At 38.0% G+C, this 17749-nt stretch carries 20 protein-coding genes and 1 riboswitch; of the genes, 9 read left to right on the top strand and 11 right to left on the bottom strand.

The features are described from left to right. Positions 1–5 precede the first annotated feature (5 nt). The 9 genes from TEL01S_RS04885 to TEL01S_RS04845 all read right to left on the bottom strand — a co-directional run bounded on the left by TEL01S_RS04885 (position 6) and on the right by TEL01S_RS04845 (position 5868). Positions 6–386, bottom strand: coding sequence for a divergent PAP2 family protein (locus TEL01S_RS04885; protein ID WP_038051162.1), 381 nt, complete (start codon positions 384–386; stop codon positions 6–8). Then, on the bottom strand, positions 358–1443 hold the full coding sequence (gene ychF / locus TEL01S_RS04880; RefSeq protein WP_012003014.1) for a redox-regulated ATPase YchF: 1086 nt from the start codon (positions 1441–1443) through the stop codon (positions 358–360). Before ychF ends, TEL01S_RS04885 begins: the two co-directional genes overlap by 29 nt. Beyond that, positions 1440–1748, bottom strand: coding sequence for a DUF1844 domain-containing protein (locus tag TEL01S_RS04875; RefSeq protein ID WP_012003013.1), 309 nt, complete (start codon positions 1746–1748; stop codon positions 1440–1442). The genes ychF and TEL01S_RS04875 overlap by 4 nt, the downstream gene beginning before the upstream one ends. A 118-nt stretch (positions 1749–1866) precedes the next feature. After that, positions 1867–2298 carry a macro domain-containing protein gene (locus TEL01S_RS04870; protein ID WP_012003012.1) on the bottom strand — a complete coding sequence of 144 codons (432 nt, stop codon included), beginning with the start codon at positions 2296–2298 and terminating at the stop codon, positions 1867–1869. Between the two features lie 11 nt (positions 2299–2309). Beyond that, positions 2310–2723, bottom strand: a complete 414-nt coding sequence (locus TEL01S_RS04865) for an OsmC family protein (protein WP_012003011.1) — start codon at positions 2721–2723, stop codon at positions 2310–2312. A 34-nt stretch (positions 2724–2757) separates the two neighbouring features. Next, on the bottom strand, positions 2758–3360 hold the full coding sequence (locus TEL01S_RS04860; protein WP_407635793.1) for a histidine phosphatase family protein: 603 nt from the start codon (positions 3358–3360) through the stop codon (positions 2758–2760). Positions 3361–3423: 63 nt separating this feature from the next. After that, positions 3424–4695, bottom strand: a complete 1272-nt coding sequence (locus TEL01S_RS04855) for a HAMP domain-containing sensor histidine kinase (protein ID WP_028843224.1) — start codon at positions 4693–4695, stop codon at positions 3424–3426. Further along, the gene (locus TEL01S_RS04850) at positions 4692–5378 is read right to left on the bottom strand and encodes a response regulator transcription factor (protein ID WP_012003008.1); all 687 of its coding nucleotides are present in this window, start codon (positions 5376–5378) and stop codon (positions 4692–4694) included. Before TEL01S_RS04850 ends, TEL01S_RS04855 begins: the two co-directional genes overlap by 4 nt. Then, complete coding sequence (locus TEL01S_RS04845) at positions 5344–5868, bottom strand: hypothetical protein (RefSeq protein ID WP_012003007.1); 525 nt, start codon at positions 5866–5868, stop codon at positions 5344–5346. The genes TEL01S_RS04850 and TEL01S_RS04845 overlap by 35 nt, the downstream gene beginning before the upstream one ends. 124 nt (positions 5869–5992) lie before the next feature. On the opposite strand from TEL01S_RS04845, the gene TEL01S_RS04840 reads away from it, so the two are divergent. Then, the gene (locus TEL01S_RS04840) at positions 5993–6766 is read left to right on the top strand and encodes a TatD family hydrolase (protein WP_012003006.1); all 774 of its coding nucleotides are present in this window, start codon (positions 5993–5995) and stop codon (positions 6764–6766) included. Here the strand turns inward: TEL01S_RS04840 and TEL01S_RS04835 are convergent. Then, complete coding sequence (locus TEL01S_RS04835) at positions 6752–7933, bottom strand: MFS transporter (protein ID WP_012003005.1); 1182 nt, start codon at positions 7931–7933, stop codon at positions 6752–6754. The genes TEL01S_RS04840 and TEL01S_RS04835 overlap by 15 nt on opposite strands. A 198-nt stretch (positions 7934–8131) precedes the next feature. On the opposite strand from TEL01S_RS04835, the gene TEL01S_RS04830 reads away from it, so the two are divergent. From TEL01S_RS04830 to TEL01S_RS04795, 8 genes are read left to right on the top strand one after another with little or no spacing between them, the layout of a single operon-like run. Next, positions 8132–8356, top strand: coding sequence for a (2Fe-2S) ferredoxin domain-containing protein (locus TEL01S_RS04830; protein ID WP_028843225.1), 225 nt, complete (start codon positions 8132–8134; stop codon positions 8354–8356). Next, complete coding sequence (locus TEL01S_RS04825) at positions 8353–9951, top strand: [Fe-Fe] hydrogenase large subunit C-terminal domain-containing protein (protein WP_028843226.1); 1599 nt, start codon at positions 8353–8355, stop codon at positions 9949–9951. Before TEL01S_RS04830 ends, TEL01S_RS04825 begins: the two co-directional genes overlap by 4 nt. 1 nt (position 9952) lies before the next feature. Beyond that, positions 9953–11092: a SpoIIE family protein phosphatase gene (locus TEL01S_RS04820; RefSeq protein ID WP_012003002.1), complete on the top strand. Its 1140-nt coding sequence runs from the start codon at positions 9953–9955 to the stop codon at positions 11090–11092. A 12-nt stretch (positions 11093–11104) separates the two neighbouring features. Beyond that, the gene (gene nuoE / locus TEL01S_RS04815; RefSeq protein WP_028843227.1) at positions 11105–11584 is read left to right on the top strand and encodes an NADH-quinone oxidoreductase subunit NuoE; all 480 of its coding nucleotides are present in this window, start codon (positions 11105–11107) and stop codon (positions 11582–11584) included. Continuing rightward, complete coding sequence (locus TEL01S_RS04810; RefSeq protein WP_028843228.1) at positions 11574–13454, top strand: NADH-ubiquinone oxidoreductase-F iron-sulfur binding region domain-containing protein; 1881 nt, start codon at positions 11574–11576, stop codon at positions 13452–13454. The genes nuoE and TEL01S_RS04810 overlap by 11 nt, the downstream gene beginning before the upstream one ends. 11 nt (positions 13455–13465) lie before the next feature. Beyond that, a complete protein-coding gene (locus tag TEL01S_RS04805) occupies positions 13466–15427 on the top strand; it encodes a [Fe-Fe] hydrogenase large subunit C-terminal domain-containing protein (protein ID WP_028843229.1) in 1962 nt (653 codons plus the stop codon). After that, positions 15408–16064, top strand: coding sequence for a redox-sensing transcriptional repressor Rex (locus tag TEL01S_RS04800; RefSeq protein ID WP_012002998.1), 657 nt, complete (start codon positions 15408–15410; stop codon positions 16062–16064). The genes TEL01S_RS04805 and TEL01S_RS04800 overlap by 20 nt, the downstream gene beginning before the upstream one ends. Positions 16065–16121: 57 nt before the next feature. Beyond that, entirely contained in the window at positions 16122–16436 is a 315-nt protein-coding gene (locus TEL01S_RS04795) for a YkvA family protein (protein ID WP_070104253.1), read from the top strand. Here the strand turns inward: TEL01S_RS04795 and TEL01S_RS04790 are convergent. Continuing rightward, entirely contained in the window at positions 16419–17561 is a 1143-nt protein-coding gene (locus TEL01S_RS04790) for a lysoplasmalogenase (protein ID WP_028843231.1), read from the bottom strand. The two genes, TEL01S_RS04795 and TEL01S_RS04790, sit on opposite strands and share 18 nt — an antisense overlap. Positions 17562–17687: 126 nt before the next feature. Further along, a riboswitch (Fluoride riboswitch) is annotated at positions 17688–17749 on the top strand.

The following is a 17749-nucleotide window of genomic DNA, read 5'->3' as shown; positions in this document are numbered from 1 at the left end:
ATTAATCACCACAATGGAATTTTAGCTGGCAAAAGATGAGCAACCGTAAAGCCAACACCAATTCCTGCAAATGCTTGAAGCCAGGTGTGCCCGAGATCTTCTCTCACATATGGTCTTAAATTAACAGCATCTGCAACAACTACCATAAGCAATGCAGTGGCAACAGCAGTTGCTGGTGAATCATAACCGGTACATCTCGCCAGAGAAAAAGCAAGACCCGACATCGCAGCCGCGTGGCCGCTTGGCATGCCACCGTATTTTTTGAACATAGAGAAACTCTTCGAAAATATCACTTTAATAGTTTGAGCAACCAGAAAAGACAAAACAGTTGCTATTAAAGGTGTATTTTTCAAAAGATCAACTATGGAATAAAAAGTGGACAACATCTCCCTCCTTAATCAAATAATCTTTTCCGTGAGCTTTTATTGCCCCTGCTTCCTTGGCTTCCTTCATGCAAGAAAAATTTATGAGTTCGTTGAAAGAGATAACTTCAGCCCTGGCAAATCCTTTTTGGATATCTGTGTGTATAAGTCCTGCCGCTTCGTAAGCAGAGCTGTTTTCAGGAACAACCCAGCTGCGAGCTTCATTTTTTGTCGCAGTTAAGAAACATATTAATCTCAAGCTTTTTTTAATCTCTTCAAATAATCTTTCTTTAATGAATTTTTCAAACCCATACGCTTCGAGAAATTCTTTTGCTTCATCTTTTTCCATCTGCCTCAGTTCGTACTCAAGGCGGGCATTAATTGCCAGAAAACTGAATCCTTTGTTTTTGGCAACGCGCTCTACTTTCTTATTTAGTTCCCTGTCAATACCCCACTCATCAACGTTGGCAATATATATAACGGGTTTCTCGGTTAGAAGAAACAGGGAGTCTATTATCTTACTTTCACTTTCATTTCTTTCAAACATTACAGATAATTTCCCGCTTTCTAAGTGTTCTTTCAATCGTTGCAAAAAAATAAGCTCGTTGCGCGAATCTATATCCCCTGATTTAGCCTGCTTTGATATCTTGGCCATTCTTTTTTCTATCGTCTCAAGATCTTTCAGTATCAACTCAGTTTCCACAATCTCTATATCTCTTTCAGGGTCAACATCACCCATTGGATGCGAAACATCATCTATTTTGAAGCAACGCACAACATGAAGAATCAAATCTACCTTGCTTATATGATCTAAAAACTGATTTCCAAGGCCTTCTCCATGGCTTGCCCCTTTTACTAAACCAGCTATATCGACGATCTGAATGAAAGGATAGATGATTTTCTGCGAACCTTCCATCTGCGCAAGTTTATTGACCCTCTCATCAACAACAGTTAAAACGCCATTGTTTGGCTCAATAGTACAAAATGGATATTCTTCAGCCGGGACATTTTGATCTGTGATCGCGTTAAAAAACGTCGATTTTCCACTATTTGGAAGACCTACTATACCTGCTTTTTTCACGTTTTTTCGCCCTTTGATTTATTATATTGGTTTACATAATTAAGTTTTAGGTTAGATACAATACCTTCTAATTCTCTGTAAATCTCATCTTCGATATTCCCATTTAAGGCTTTCAATATAGCATCAAGTGTATCAATGCCTATTCTGGCTTCTTTAAGATCCTGCCTCATTTCACCATATTCATCTTTCACAAGCCCAAGTCTTGCCCAGCACCGCGCAGCAATTGTATTAAAACTGAGCAATATCAATTCAATCATCGAAAGTTTGACAATTTTTTCTTCTTTCTGATCTGTAATGGTTACCACCCCCAGAATCTTTCAAAGGTTTCCAAAAAAATCTGGCAGGTCTGATGATCTATATTGCAAATTCTTATTGTTTTAAGGGAGTTATCTTTGCATGATATTAAATAATCTTTAATCGCTCTTAAGAAAATCTCCGCGCAGTCTTTTTTGGAAAACCAAATGTACCACTACTTATTGCCGGGATACTTATGGATTTTTCTCTAAGTTCATTAGCCTTAAGCAAAACATTTTTGACCGTATTGTAAAGTTTTACGTGCTCATTTCCTTCACCCCATACCGGTCCAACGGCATGGAAAATATATCTCGCTCTTAATTTTCCAGCCCCCGTCACCGCCACACCAGAAACAGGCACCGAACCGTACTTCTCTATATATTCATCGCTCTCTTTTTGGATTTCCTCGCCACCTGCTTTTACAATAGCCCCTGCAACTCCGCCGCCATGCCTTAAGTATGAGTTCGCCGCATTTACTATAATATCTGTTTCCTGTCTGGTTATATCATCCTCAACAATCTCTACACTCACATCCTCATACCTGAAAGTTCTCAATATCACAAATTTTCACCTCATTCATATACAATTTCATAGGTAATTTCGGCAGCTTTTTTCAACATTCCAGCAACGCTACAGTATTTCTCCTGAGAAAGATTTACAGCTTTTTCCACTTTATCTACGGGTGCTTCACCTTTGAATTTAAATATATATTTAAGGTGTATTTTTGTATAAACTTTCGGATGGTCCTGGGATCGCTCGGAGGAAACTTCCATGGAAAACTTCTCAATATCGTCAAGCACTTTCATCTTCTCAAGTATTGAAACAACATCCATTCCCGTACAACCAGTTAAGGCAGAAAGGACCAGTTCCATTGGTGATGCCGCTGCATGAAGTCCTCCTGCTTCTCTCTTAGCGTCCATCAAAACTTGTCTGCCTGAATCAGTAAAAGAAATGAAGGCTCTCTTGCCAAGCCATTCTGTTTTCATATCTGCACCTCCTTTTTATATAATACAACAATCATCACAAAAGATGGCATGTGTCATTCAAAAGAATAAGCCTGGGGTTATCTGAAAAATCCAGTGCGCTCACCGAGGCATTTTCAATCCTGAAATTTTTGCTAAATGGTATTGGCAGTCCAAGTACCCAGCAAATAATCATCTTAATAGCTATTGCATGAGAAACTACTATGACATTCCCCCTGTGAGAGCTTGATATTTGCTGAATAACACTTACGGTTCTATTCTGTACGTTTTGAAGTGATTCAACCCCTTCAACCGTAGCAAGCGGATTCATAGACCAGTATTTATACTGGTTTTCATATTTTTCAAGTGTCTCGCTCATGGTCAAACCGTTCCAAAGAGATATTTCACATTCCCGCAAGGACGATTCCACAATTGGTTGCTGTAAAAGCACTTTTGAAATTTCTTCTGCAGTTTGATAACTTCTCGATAAAGGGCTGGTATAGATTGCCTCTATTGACAGGCCGGAAAATCTTTGAGCAAGCTTCTTTGCCTGAAGATACCCCTCGTCATTCAAAGGTATATCGACATTACCCTGCCAGAGTCCTCTGTCGTTCCACGATGTTTTTGCATGCCTTATTAGATAAAGAATCAAGACAATCACCCATAAAAAAATTACCATCACATCATCAAACGAATGTTTAAGTTTTGCAAATTTTGTGGCAGATCATTTTGGCAAAGTAAAAAAGAACGTGTTCAACCCATTGAAAACATACTCGACTTTCGCATGGTGTAAATCTGCGATAGCCTTGACTATTGCTAAACCAAGACCGAGTCCATCGCCCTTAGCATTACTGGCTCGATAAAATCTTTCAAAGATCTTTTTTCTGTCTTCCAGGGGTATCGGACTTGCGTGGTTAGAAACAAAAAACTCTACAAAACTATCCTTTTCACTTAATCCAACATAAACTGGCTTGTTCTTATCGGTGTATTTGCAGGCGTTCTCAATCAAGTTTGCGAAAGCATGAAACAGGAGTTCCGAAATACAGCGTGATCTTACACCAGCGGGAATTTCCAGAACAAATTCTACGTCTGGGAATCTCTGCATATTTTGCTCAACAGCCTCTAAAACAACTGTTGAAAGGTCTTCTTCCTCAAACGCATTTTCACTTTGATGTTTGGCGCGAGCAATTAGAAGGAGCCCAGAGGTAATTTGAATCATTTTTTCTACATTTCTCATAATTGCATTGAGATCATTTTTCAAAGAATATGATTCAGGACGGCTCATAGTAACCTCTAACTGCGCTTTTATCGTAGCAAGAGGATTTCTGAGTTGGTGAGATATACTTGAGGCAAATTCTCTAAGCTGATCCATAATACTGTTAAGTTTCTCAAGAGCCATGTTTATTTGTGACTGTAATTCATATGTTTCTCTGCTTGTCAGCTCTACTTCGATTCTTCTGGCGTGACCCTTTGAGATGTCTATCATTTGTTTTCCTATTTCCTCAATCGGTTTGATGAGTCTGTAAGTCAGCCTTGAGCCAAATCTTTTCACAACAAAAAATAAACCCATTACCGTAACTGCAAGGATCACACCAAGTATTGAAATGAAGAAAATCTGATCAGCAATGTTCCTCGATACAACTATTTTATAATCTCCATCGTGAATAAGATAAACCCTATTAAAACCATATGTATAAAATCCCTCTTTTTTGACAGGGATATTTTCTGTCACATTGAAGCTGGCGTAGGTCTTATTTTTCTCAAAAATCTGAAAAGAATAATTTCTTTTTCCGATAATAGCTATTGATTCATTAGCGGGATTATCCAGAAAATGTATGAGGTCGTTCGTAAATGTTAGAATCTCATGGTCAATCTGTGATTGAGTAAAATATTGAACAACGATAAACAGAATTACTGCCATAGAACATGTTGAAACCATAAAAATCGAAAGATAATATTTTTCTATAGATTTTCTCAAGGAACGCATCTCAATCATTCCTCGCAGAATCTGTACCCGTAACCCGGCACGGTTTGTATATATCTGTCGTATCCGTAAGGTTTTAATTTATTTCTCAGATAGAGAATATACACATCAATTACATTGCTTTTTATTATTTTCTCGTTTTCCCAGACTTTTTCCATGATTTCTTCCCTCGAGAAGACTATCCCGGGGTTTCTTAGAAATAGTTCCAGAAGTGCAAATTCCCGTTTGCTCATTTTGAGAACAGTATCCTCAACGGTAACTTGTCTTGATCTACTGTTTAATTTTAAGCCCTTAAAGTTGATTTCCTCTCCTTTTGTAATATTGCTTCGCCTTATCAGGCTTTTTATCCTGGCGAGTAATTCGCGAAAATCAAATGGTTTAGTTAAATAATCATCCGCACCACAACTCAGCCCTCTAACTTTGTCATTAATTGCATCCAGGGCTGTTAAAATTAAAATCGGGACATTTATCAAACTTTCTCTGAGATGTTCGACAAATTCGAAGCCATTTATCCCCGGAAGCAATACATCAACAACTAAACAATCATAATGGTCCTCGATAACCATATCAAAAGCTTGCTCTGCATCTACTGCGCAACTAACATCATAACCTTCTTTTAGCAAAAATTCCTTTATAGAATTAAGTAGATCTTCATTGTCCTCAACGATTAGTACCTTCTCCTTTTTTAGACCCACTTGATTCACCCCTGTTTGATCTACTTTGAATAGAAATCACCACAGGTGCTCTGGTGCTCACAGTTATCAGTTGTTTTGTTGTACCGATGATCCAATTGCTCTGATTTTGTAGAAAAGCAAAAAATATGTCTCGCCCACCTGAAACGAAAGCCAGGGAAATGGCGTCTTCTAAGGAAACAGGGTAGGATATTCTGTAAAGATAGGAATTTGCCGAAACATTCATTCTACCTGTAAATGGGTTGACATATATCGAACTGCTCGCTGTTACCACAACCCAAACGGGAGAATTGTTCACAAAATCAAGATATGCCGCTATCACATCTTTCTGGCCAGTTGCCCTTATGGCATCAAGTATAGAAAGCTTTATTGTATTTAGGTCAAACGAGAAGTAGAAGTCGGAAAGTTCATCTATCCTCTGTAAATAATCACTTTGACAAAATACCCCTGTAAAAATCATCGCAAACAATAAAAAAGAAATATATTTTCTCACAAAATCACCATTTAAATTTTACTCCAAACAACAGGAAAAAACACAGAACTGTATATAATAAGTAGTTGTAAAGATTTAAATTTTCTACTGCTTTCAAATGATTTTTTGGAAAGGTGATGAAATCATGAAATTTGTTGATACTCACGCCCATTTGCATTTTCCACAATTTAAAGATGATCTGGACAAAATAATTTCACTTTTTAAATCGAAACAGATAGAATTCATCGTCAATGTAGGTATAGATGTGGAAGATTCAAAAAGAGCACTGGAATTGTCGAAAAGATCAGAAAATATTTTCTGTGCAGTAGGCGTTCATCCACATGAAGCAGAAAAGGTTGAAAAAGATTATATAAAACAGCTGGAAAAGCTTGCAAAAGATGATAAAGTCGTTGCTCTGGGTGAAATGGGTTTAGATTATTACAGAAACCTTTCTCCAAAAGAAGAACAGTTGAAAGCCTTTAGAGAACAATTGATCCTTGCTAAGGAACTTGATTTACCGGTAATACTACACATAAGAAATGCGTATGATGATGCGTATAAGTTGCTTTCGCAGATAGGGTTACCTGGTCCTGGAGGAGTTGTTCATGCTTTCTCGGCGGACACAGAATGGGCGCTAAAATTTGTCAGACTCGGCGCATTCATTGGTATAGGTGGTCCTATAACTTATCCTAAAAACCACAGTCTACGATCTGTGGTTAGAGTTGTAGGAATTGAAAATATCCTTAGTGAAACAGATTGTCCATATTTACCACCACAGCAATTCAGAGGCAAAAGAAACGAACCAGCCTATGTCAGAATAGTTGTGGAAAAAATATCAGAAATTTTGAACCAAAATGTTCAGAAAGTTTCAGATGTACTGCTTGGGAACGCTAAGGAACTTTTCTCAATCAACTTTTGATTGATAGGCAAACTTTCTTATCCAGGTTGCTGCCGGGAGCGACGCTAAAAGGGCAAAAGCGGAAAATATCGAAGAAATCAAGAATACCTGCTGATAACCCAAGGCCATCGCCACATAAGCAGACAGAACAGGGGTAAAAATTCTGCTGAAAATATTCAATCCCTGAAAAAATCCTTCCCATCTCCCAAGCTCTCTTGGGGCTATCTGAATCTTTATGGTTTCTTTCGCGGGAAACCAGAGAATGAAACCTATACCCATCAAAATATGAGAAATGAAGAAAACATAAACATTTGGTATTACCCATAAGAGAAACGTCGAAAGGATCAGAAAATTTCCTATCATTAAATTGATATGTGCCTTTGTTCGAATGCGTTTCCTCCAGAACCACGACAGAGCAACAGATGCAGAAAAAACCATTTCAAAAAGAAATGGTGAAGAGCTGCTGAGTTTAAAATAATCGATCAGATAATATGAGATAACAAGAAATCCAGAGAAATTAAAAGCAACATAGGAAAGATATTGATGAAGCATGATTGAGAAAAAAGCACGAAAATTTGTGGTAGCAATCACCTGGCCTTTATGTAATACCAAGCCACTTTGAATTTTTGGGAGGATTTTCAAATACGAAAAAGCGTAGAAAAAATTCAACAGAAAGATCATAACAAAAACAGCCTTCAGGAAAGTTTTTCCACCCATAAAAGGAGACAATACAAAAACAAAAAGCGTATAACTGATAGCCTTTGTAGATTCCGTGGCAAAAAATAAATAAGAATACAGAGTTTCTCTATATTTTGGTGGAAATAACGCTCTTTCATACATTACCTGACACGGGTAAAATACATCTGTAAAACTTAACAGCATCTGTGCAATGGCAAATAACCAAAGCCCATTGCATAAAGCAAAAAGTAATGAGCCAAGCGCAAAAGAGATTTTAGCGAGAAATAGACCATAATTTGTGGAAAATTGCTCGAATTTTTTCCCAAGAACATATGTCAAAACTGCCTGCACGATGTAAGAGAAGCTAAACAGCCAACCTACATTTTCTATGGATATATTCATCAATTTTCCAAAAGACGGAACGGCAATAACCGCTGAAAAAGAAAAGCCTGATATGCTGTAAAGCCAGAGATAATTTCTGACGCCTTTATCGAGTTCTCGCCAGACCATTTAATCTGATCACCACGAAACAAGTTTACATTAAGTGATACCCGTTTTGAACAGTGAGGAACGAGTTCATATTCATGTCACTTTTGGTTAATCAACTCTTGATTTTCATTTGAAAAAGCTTCATTGACAGATGGGAAGGAAAGAGATAGAATAAATCGTGAAATAAATAACGATAAAAATATCACGATAGGTGATTTTATGTTGATCAGAGTTTGCATGGGAAGCTCTTGCCATTTAAAAGGATCCTATAAAATTGTCCAAAAAATAGAGCAGCTTAGAAAAAAGTATCCAGAGATACAACTTTATGGATCGCTCTGTTTTGGAAGGTGCTCGGACGGAATTTGCGTGGAAATAGATGGAAAACTCTATACACATGTTGATGACAAAAACATAGAGAAGATTATCGAGGAGGCAAAGACGTGAACGCTATCGTTTCGAACGATGCAAGTTGCATGTACTGTTACAAATGTTTGAGAAATTGCCCTGTCAAATCGATAAGTTTTAACCACGGCAAAGCCAAAATAATTGATGAAGATTGCATACAATGTGGGATATGTATAGAAGTGTGTCCTCAAAAAGCAAGAACATACGTGAAAAGTATAGATGAATTTAAGAAATTCATTGGAAAAAAATTTATGGTATCGTTAGCGCCTTCTTTTTTCGCACATTTCGATCAGCCGTATAAGATCATCTCCCTGTTAAAAAAATTAGGAGCAACAGTTGTTCAGGAAACAGCTGTTGGCGCAGAATTGGTATCAGGAGAATATGCCAGATATTTTTTGAAAAACGAAGAAACGGTGATAAGCACAGCCTGTCCTGTTATTGTCTATCTGGCAGAAAGATATTTTCCAGAGGTACTCGGTCATCTCTTGCCGGTTGTGTCCCCAATGGTCGCGCATGCTACTTTCTTAAAGCAAAAATTTGGGGATTTACCGGTGGTGTTTTTAGGACCATGTGTGGCGAAGAAAAGTGAAAGTCAGCTTGTTGACATTGTGATTACCTTCGAAGAATTCGACGAATTCATTAAAAATGAAAATTTTCAGCTTGATCAATTGATAGATGAATTACCCACTCCGCCTTATCCAGATAAGGCAAGAATGTACCCAACTTCAGGAGGTATAAATTACACAATTGATGGCGATTGGAAAACCCACATATCTATTGAAGGCATAGAAAACGTAATGAACATTTTTTCAAAAATAGACGAAATCAAAACTGGATTTTTTATAGAGGCATCTGCGTGCATTGGAAGTTGCATAAATGGACCTGCTATTAGAAAAGACATAAATATCCTCGAAAAAAGACGAAGAATAATGAATCATTCTGCTAATCTGAATACAGAGAAAAATTTGATTGAATTTGAAGCACCTTCTATTGATTTGCATAAAAAATTCTCCTCTAAATTTTCAAAGGTTTATGTGGATGAAAAAGCTGTTCAGCAAGTACTCAAATCGCTTGGAAAGGATGATATGAAAAAACAACTCAATTGTGGAGCCTGTGGTTATGAAAGTTGTAAAGACAAAGCTGTAGCAGTTGTTTTGGGAAAAGCGGAAAAAGAAATGTGTATCACGTATCTGGTGGATAAACTAAAGGCTGCCACAAATAGAGTTGTAGAAGAGTCGCCAAACGCTATTTTCATATATAAAGGCAACTGCCTAATCTACAAAAATAAAGCGGCTGAAAAGCTTTTCTTAGATACAGCCAATTTAATTTCACTGCTGAATGAAATAAAAATATTTTCTAACCGCATCTATGAAATTCCAGATAAGGGCTTCTTTTTTGTTAAGTCTTTCACTCTTCCTGAAGACAGTGGGGAAGTTTTGTTGCTCGTGGATATGACAAAAGAAAAATTACAGGAAGAAAGACTGAAGGAAATAAAACATGAAACTCTAAATAAAATCGAAGAAATGCTGGCAAGGCAAATGAGAATCGCACAGGAAATAGCTGGATTGTTAGGTGAATCGATAGCCGAGACCAAAAGCCACTTCGTAGAATTAAGAAAATTTATGGAGGAATGAGATGTTAACCTGCGAAATTAATTATGCTTTCAAAAACAAGCAAGGAGAAGAGATCTGTGGTGATTCAATCTGTGTAAAAAAAGGAGAACGCAGAATTGCCGTGAGTGTTTCCGACGGATTAGGGAGTGGTGTAAAAGCAAGCATACTTTCGACATTGACCACCTCCATGGCAACCACGATGCTGTTTAACAATGTTCCAACTGACGAGGTTTTTTCATCGATTCTTGCTACGCTTCCTGTCTGCAAAGTGAGGGGAATAAGTTATGCAAATCTCTGTTCGGTTGTTTTTGATACAGAAACTAACGTGTGCCATATTGTTGAGTACGAGTTTCCGGTCGTTCTTTATTTTAGGGACAAAAAATTACTTCAGATAGATAAAAAACAAATAACTGTTCTTGGGAGAAAGATCTTTTTTTATGAAATATCACCTGTACAGGGCGATCTACTGTTTTTAATGACAGATGGTGTATCTCAGGCAGGAATGGGAACAGATAATTTCCCCTTAGGATTTGGCGTTCAAAATATTGTCAGAGAAATTAAGGTATTACTTGAAAATAGAATAAATTCGTTAAGCATCGTTCGACATTTGGTTAAGCTCACCGAAAGGTTAGACAAAGGAACGAGGGGAGATGATGCACTTGTTGCGGCTATTCACTTCAAACCCTTAGAGGTTGTAAATCTGTTCGTTGGCCCGCCCGAGGACAAATCAAAAGATGAAGAAATAGTGAAAAAATTTCTTTCACGTAAAGGAAAAAAGATCGTATGCGGTGGAACCACAGCCCAGATCTTTGAGAGAGTGCTTGAAAAGAAAGTGAAACTCGATATTATGTCTTTCACCGAGGAACTTCCACCCATTGGCAAAATGGATGGAATCGACCTTGTTACCGAAGGAATAGTTACTTTGACGCATGTCTTTAGATATCTGCAGGGGCAACAAGAAAAATTAGGTTATGGAGCAGCCATGTTGACCGAAATGCTTCTGAAAGCAGACGAAATAAATTTCACCGTGGGGAGGGCTATTAACCCAGCTCACCAAAATCCGCTATTCAGTCACGACATATCTCTGAAATTCAGATTAGTTCAGGACATTGCACAAATCCTGACCAAAATGGGAAAAATCGTAAAAGTTGAATACTGTTAGGAGGTGAAATGAGTGGAAAGGACCTTTGAAAAAGTTGAGGAAATTCTGAAAAAACATCAGTACAAAAAGGAAAATCTCATAAGAATACTCCTCGATGTTCAAAAAAATTACAGACATCTTCCGGAAGATGTTGTTAACTATATCGCTGTGGCTCTTGAATTACCTCCGGCAAAAATATTCGGTGTGGGGACCTTTTATTCCCAGTTTTCTCTCAAACCCAAGGGTGAGTACACCATCCTTGTTTGTGATGGTACTGCATGTCATATGGAAGGGTCATTATCACTTTTAAAAGCAATCGAAGAAGAGCTGAATATAAAGCCGGGTGAGGTAACAAGAGATCTGAAGTTCAGCGTAGACCAAGTGGGTTGTCTTGGTGCATGTGCACTGGCTCCGGCAATGGTCATAAATGATGAAGTATACGGGAATCTTACCCCTGAAAAGGTCAAAGACATAATCAGAAAACTGAAAGAAGGTGAACATAATGCTCAATAGTATTAGTGAAGCTCTTCAATTTATAGAACTTCAAAAGGAAAAGAGAAAAGAAAAGCTTTCTAAGTTATCGATCTACGTGTGCGTTGGCACTGGATGTACCGCGAAAGGTGCTTTGAAAGTTTATGAAGAGTTTCAGAGAGTACTTCTCAGGGAAGGTCTTTTAAATTCGGTAAAATTGGCTAAAATCGAAGATTCAGAAAATCCTTTGAAAAAAACTGGATGCTGCGGAAGATGTTCCAATGGACCCCTTGTCAATATTTTGCCTCACGGTTATTTTTACTCTCATGTCACAGTAAACGATGTTGAAAAAATTGTAGAAAAAACCATCAAGCGAGGAGAACCATTAGAAGAATTGCTGCTGATTGATCCTGTCACAAACGATCGAGTTAGGAGTCTTGAGGACAGTACTTTATACAAAAACCAGAATTTTTATATTATGGAAGATATTGGTAAGTGTGAATGTGACAGCATAGAAGATTATATGGCAAGGGGAGGTTATTCATCGTTAATAAAAGTACTATCGCAAATGCAAGCAGATGAAATTATAGAAATGATAAAAAACGCCGGATTAAGAGGCAGAGGTGGCGGCGGCTTCCCAACGGGCCTGAAATGGGAAGCTGCGAAAAACAGCAAATCTGATGTCAAATTTGTAGTCTGTAATGGAGATGAAGGTGACCCGGGGGCTTTTATGAATAGAACTCTACTCGAAAGAGACCCACATCTTGTTCTTGAAGGGATGATAATTGCAGGATATACCATAGGAGCACAGAAAGCTTATGCTTATATAAGGGCTGAATATCCCATAGCTATTCAGATGTTTCAGAAAGCTATTGATGATGCTAAAAAACTCGGTTTACTGGGTGAGAATATTCTTCAAACCGGGTTTTCTTTTGATGTAGAAATTAAAGAAGGAGCAGGAGCATTTGTTTGTGGAGAAGAAACAGCTTTGTTGGCCTCAATCGAAGGAAAAAGAGGTATGCCGAGACCAAGGCCACCATTTCCCGCCCAATCTGGCTTATGGGGTTATCCAACCCTTATAAACAACGTCGAAACTTACGCAAACATTTCGAGAATAATAAGAGATGGGGTTGAAAAATACAGGTTGCTTGGAACAGAAAATTCTCCCGGAACGAAGATGTTTTCTGTTACAGGCCCCTTGAAGGTCACGGGTATTATAGAAGTTGAATTTGGAACAACGTTAAGAAAAATCATTTACGAAATCTGTGGGGGCCTTTTGTCAGGAGAGGAATTCAAAGCTGTGCAGATAGGAGGCCCTTCCGGAGCATGTCTATCTAAGGAATTTCTCGATATGCCCCTTGATTACGACACGTTGAAATCGGCGGATGCCATGGTTGGCTCAGGGGGTATAGTAGTTATAACAAAAAGGACATGCATGGTTGAGGTTGCAAGATTTTTCCTGGATTTCACAAAAAGAGAATCATGTGGCAAGTGCATTCCATGCAGAGAAGGTACCATGCAGGCTTATAACATTTTGGAGAAATTTACTCAGGCAAAAGCCACAGAAGAAGATCTTGAGAATCTCGAATTTCTTGCTAACCTTATCAAAAAAACTTCTCTGTGTGGGCTTGGTAAAACAGCTCCCAACCCAATATTAAGTACATTGAAGTTGTTTAAAGACGAATACCTGGCCCATTTAAATGGAGTTTGTCCAAGTGGAACCTGCGTTTCATTCAAAAAATACGTCGTCAATGAACAATTATGTAAAGGCTGCGGTTTATGTGCAAAATCCTGTCCACAGAACGCCATTTTCGGTGAGAGAGGAAAACCCTACAAGATAGACCAGGAAAAATGTATTAAATGTGGTCTCTGCGTCCAAAAATGCAGATTCAAAGCCATAGAAATGATTTAGGAGGTGGAAAAATGAGAATATATGTCAATGGCAGAGAAGTTGAGATAAAAGATAATTCAAAAAACGTGCTGGAAGCACTTAAAGATATCGGTATCGAGATTCCAAATCTATGTTATCTCTCAGAAACCTCTGTTTATGGTGCATGCAGAATGTGCCTGGTTGAGGTAGATGGTAAAGACATAGTTACTTCCTGCACATTGAAACCGCGCGAGGGTATGAAGATAAAAACAAACACTCCCGAGATATATGAATTGAGAAGAGGCATTCTGGAATTGATTCTCGCGACACACAACAGAGACTGCACAATCTGTGATAGAAATGGAAGTTGCAAGTTGCAAAAATATGCAGAAGAATTTGGAATTAGAGATATCAGGTTCACCAAGATAAAAAAAGATAACGTAGTTGATAAATCTTCTCCAATTGTAAGAGATAATTCAAAATGCATTCTCTGCGGTGATTGTGTAAGAGTTTGTGAAGAAGTACAGGGTATCGGAGTGATCGACTTTGCCTACCGGGGTTTTTCTACCCAAGTAACTCCTGCTTTTTCAAACGAACTTGCAAAAAGTGAATGTGTCTATTGTGGCCAATGTGTAGCTCATTGTCCAACAGCCGCTTTAACTTTTAGAAACGATCTTGAAAAACTCTATCAGGCGCTTTCTTCAGACAAAATCGTCATAGGTATGGTGGCCCCAGCTGTAAGAGTGGCCATTCAAGAAGAACTATCTCTCGAATCAGATCTTGCTATGGCTGAAAGGATCGCCACATTTTTGAGAATGTCTGGCTTTAACAAAGTCTTTGATGTAGCTTTTGGTGCCGACCTCGTTGCTTACGAGGAAGCTCATGAATTTTATGAAAGGTTGTCGCGACAGGAAAAATTACCTCAGTTTACTTCCTGCTGTCCTGCGTGGGTGAAATATGTAGAACAGTATTATCCGAAATTTGTTGAAAATCTTTCAACCGTTAAATCTCCGCAGCAGGCACTTGGAAGTTTGATCAAAAAAATCTATGCAAAAAAGATGGGGCTAAATCCTCAGGATATTTTCCTTGTTTCCTTTATGCCATGCACCGCGAAAAAATTTGAGGCAGAAAGAGAAGAGCACGCTGGTGTCGTGGATCTGGTTTTGACAACCAAGGAACTTTCCCAAATGATAAAAGCGAGTGGAATAAATATAAAACAGATTTCCCCAGAACCGTTTGATAGACCGTTCGGTATATCCTCCCAGGGCGGACTGAGCTTTGGAAAAACTGGTGGCGTTTTTGGCAGTGTAGTGTCAGTTCTTAGAGACGAGATTGGCATATCACGTGAAGAGTACGACGATTTACTGGAAGGAGTGAAAATTGCAAAAATAACACTGAAAGACGGAAAATCAATAAGGGCGGCAGTGATTTTTGGCCTCGCAAATGCAAGAAAGATAATGAAAAAAATTTCTTCAGGAGAATTCAACGTAGATATTGTAGAAGTGATGGCATGTAATTATGGATGTATTGGCGGTGGCGGACAACCATATCCAAATGACTCCAGAATGAGACAAAAAAGAGCTCACATATTAAGAGAAACTGTAGGAATTAAGACGCTTCTCTCACCTGTGGAAAACTTCTATGTGCAGAAATTGTATCAGGAAGATCTCAGTGATGAACACGCACGGCACATAATTCATACAAATTACAAACCAAGAAAACGAGTTGAATTTCAAGATATAGAAATATTACCACTACCAAAAGAAGAAAAAACGGTTGTCAGGGTTTGCCTGGGTACATCCTGTTACATGAAAGGATCTTATAATCTACTTTCTCAGTTAATTGATTACGTCAGAACGGAAGATCTATCAGATGAAGTAGAGATCACAGGAACATTTTGCTTAGAACATTGTGGAAAGTCTCCAAATGTCATGGTAAATGATAAACTTATCAGTGAAGCAACCTTCGAGAAAATCAAAGAGGTGTTAGAAAAGTATGCAAAATTATCAAAATAAAGAACTAATTTTGATACCAAAACCGACTTTGGACAGATTGAAATTGTACCACAGGTTTCTGAATGAGATCGATTTCGAATACGTTTCATCTGAAATAATGTCTCAAAGGCTCGGGGTAAGCCCCGAGCAAATTCGAAAGGATTTTACATATCTGAAAACAATGGGGAAGCCAAAGGTCGGTTATCACGTCGAAACTCTTCGCAAAGAACTCGATGAATTATTCGGCGTTCGAAAAACAACAAAGGTGATACTGGTTGGCGCAGGACATCTTGGAAAAGCCCTTGTGAATTACCCGGGCTTTACTCAATACGGGATTGAAATAGTTGCTGTTTTTGACAACGACAAAGAAAAAATAGGGAAATTCGTGAACGATCTGGCAATACTTCCCATGAGAGACCTGAGAAGAGTTATAAAGCGATTTGAGGTTGAAATAGGTATAATCTGCGTTCCCAAGGAATCAGCTCAGCAGGTTGCCAATCTGCTTCTCACTAATGGAATAAAAGGTATCTGGAATTTTGCGCCAGTAAGACTCCTTGTTCCAGATGACGTGTTTGTTGTAGATGAAGATATGATTCAAAGCTTATTAACTCTCAAGCACTATTTAGAGTTAAAAAAACAGAAAGAAAAGCATGAGTAAAAATCTCAAAAAAATTTGCTGAGAGAGCTGAATCTTACGATTTCGGCATTGTATCTCATGAATAAAGATAGGGTGCTGACAGGGAAAACAAAAGCTCTCGCTGTTATAACAATAGCCTATGCATTAAATCCACTCGACCTGATTCCTGACTTCATACCTGTATTGGGACAACTGGATGATTTCATCATAATCCCATTACTGATAAAATGTACTCTGAGTTCTATACCAGAAGAACTCTTAAAAGACTACAAAAGCAGAGCAAAAAACTTGAATATCGGAAAAAGATTCAACCTTACAACTGTTTTTATTATTGTTTTCTGGCTTTTAATGATTTTATGGTTGATAGATTCAGTTTTAAAACAAATTAGATAGAGATATAACCCACTGGGCAAAAAAGTATGTCGACAAAATTATCAGGTTTCTTGCGGGCAATTTTCTTACAAATCTGTCATAGGCAATGCATAGATCAGAAAACACAAATAACCCTGCTGATAGAGGCAGCAGAAAACCTATGTAGTACACACCCAGATAAAGCGGGCCAAATGAGAAAACCATCATTGTGGCTATCGCTAAAACATATATGAAGATGGCCAGTTTGTATTCTCCAAGATGCCTGTGAAGAACGAGAAAATATATTGCCATCAGAGTGAAGTAAATCGTTCCAAAAATCAACACGGGAGGTACCGTGAATTTTAATCCAAATCCAAGCGAATACAAAATATGCCCAATCAAAAACATGATCATACCATCTTTGAATTTTTCTGGATTCTCCAGGAAAATATCTCCCAAGAGCCCAAAAAATAAGCCAGCGCTGATAAACCATTCAAAATGAGAGCTGTTCATAACAGCTATTAACAACGCGCAGAGAGTCGTAGAGGCCTTAAAAAAGATTGCATTCTTGGATTTACTTTTTAGTAAGATTGTTAGTACTGATAACACAAACATAGTTAATGATAGAACAACAGCCAAAAGCAATCTAGAAGAATGTTTAAAACTGAAAATCCTTTCAACATCGATTCTTCTTGCCTCAATTTCTTCTTTAACTGAATAATTTTGATATTCAACGCTGGATAATGGCTGAGTGGAAAACATGTGATTCCATGTGCTAACGTAAACAACTATTTTTTCACCGTTTTTCTGAACTTTTTCAATTGGTACCCCGGCATAATTGTGTAAATTGTCGATCTGAAAATAATCTACTGATGGGCAAAAGTCATCCGGAAAAACGATTTTATCTCTCTCCACAAAAAACGTTTCAATATCATAAAAGCGTCCCCATTTAAAGAATCTGTAGACATCGTAGACGAGATCTAATAGAAAATTTGGGTAGTCTTCATCCCAGAAAACAACTGTTACTTCTGTTTTATCATCATGACTGTAGAAATAGATCCTGTGTATTCCATTTTTTTTGTCAAAAGATGGCATTTTGATCTCAACAGAAGCAGACAATCCCGTGATAGAAATAACCAGAAAGAAAAGAAAAACTAATTTTTTCATAAAAGACCTCCCAGTTAATTATATATATTCTTCAAAAATATTAAAACAGGAACTGATAAAAACACGGTGATGAAGGGCCCGCGGTTTGTGGTAGAATAATACTGTGTTTGAAGAGTTCAGGATATGAATAAGCCTGGTGATGGAGTCCACCGTTATTTGCCTTAAAGGCTGATGACTCCTACTTGAAT

The organism is Pseudothermotoga elfii DSM 9442 = NBRC 107921, assembly GCF_000504085.1.
GTDB lineage: Bacteria > Thermotogota > Thermotogae > Thermotogales > DSM-5069 > Pseudothermotoga_B > Pseudothermotoga_B elfii.
Note: the sequence above shows the minus strand (reverse complement) of the source record. Positions and strands in the feature narration are given on the sequence as shown.

Coding starts and splice junctions, on each gene's coding strand:
- TEL01S_RS04885 (WP_038051162.1), bottom strand. CDS start 386: ATGTTGTCCACTTTTTATTCCATAGTTGATCTTTTGAAAAATACACCT.
- TEL01S_RS04865 (WP_012003011.1), bottom strand. CDS start 2,723: ATGAAAACAGAATGGCTTGGCAAGAGAGCCTTCATTTCTTTTACTGAT.
- TEL01S_RS04855 (WP_028843224.1), bottom strand. CDS start 4,695: ATGATTGAGATGCGTTCCTTGAGAAAATCTATAGAAAAATATTATCTT.
- TEL01S_RS04840 (WP_012003006.1), top strand. CDS start 5,993: ATGAAATTTGTTGATACTCACGCCCATTTGCATTTTCCACAATTTAAA.
- TEL01S_RS04835 (WP_012003005.1), bottom strand. CDS start 7,933: ATGGTCTGGCGAGAACTCGATAAAGGCGTCAGAAATTATCTCTGGCTT.
- TEL01S_RS04830 (WP_028843225.1), top strand. CDS start 8,132: ATGTTGATCAGAGTTTGCATGGGAAGCTCTTGCCATTTAAAAGGATCC.
- TEL01S_RS04820 (WP_012003002.1), top strand. CDS start 9,953: ATGTTAACCTGCGAAATTAATTATGCTTTCAAAAACAAGCAAGGAGAA.
- TEL01S_RS04810 (WP_028843228.1), top strand. CDS start 11,574: ATGCTCAATAGTATTAGTGAAGCTCTTCAATTTATAGAACTTCAAAAG.
- TEL01S_RS04805 (WP_028843229.1), top strand. CDS start 13,466: ATGAGAATATATGTCAATGGCAGAGAAGTTGAGATAAAAGATAATTCA.
- TEL01S_RS04800 (WP_012002998.1), top strand. CDS start 15,408: ATGCAAAATTATCAAAATAAAGAACTAATTTTGATACCAAAACCGACT.
- TEL01S_RS04795 (WP_070104253.1), top strand. CDS start 16,122: ATGAATAAAGATAGGGTGCTGACAGGGAAAACAAAAGCTCTCGCTGTT.
- TEL01S_RS04790 (WP_028843231.1), bottom strand. CDS start 17,561: ATGAAAAAATTAGTTTTTCTTTTCTTTCTGGTTATTTCTATCACGGGA.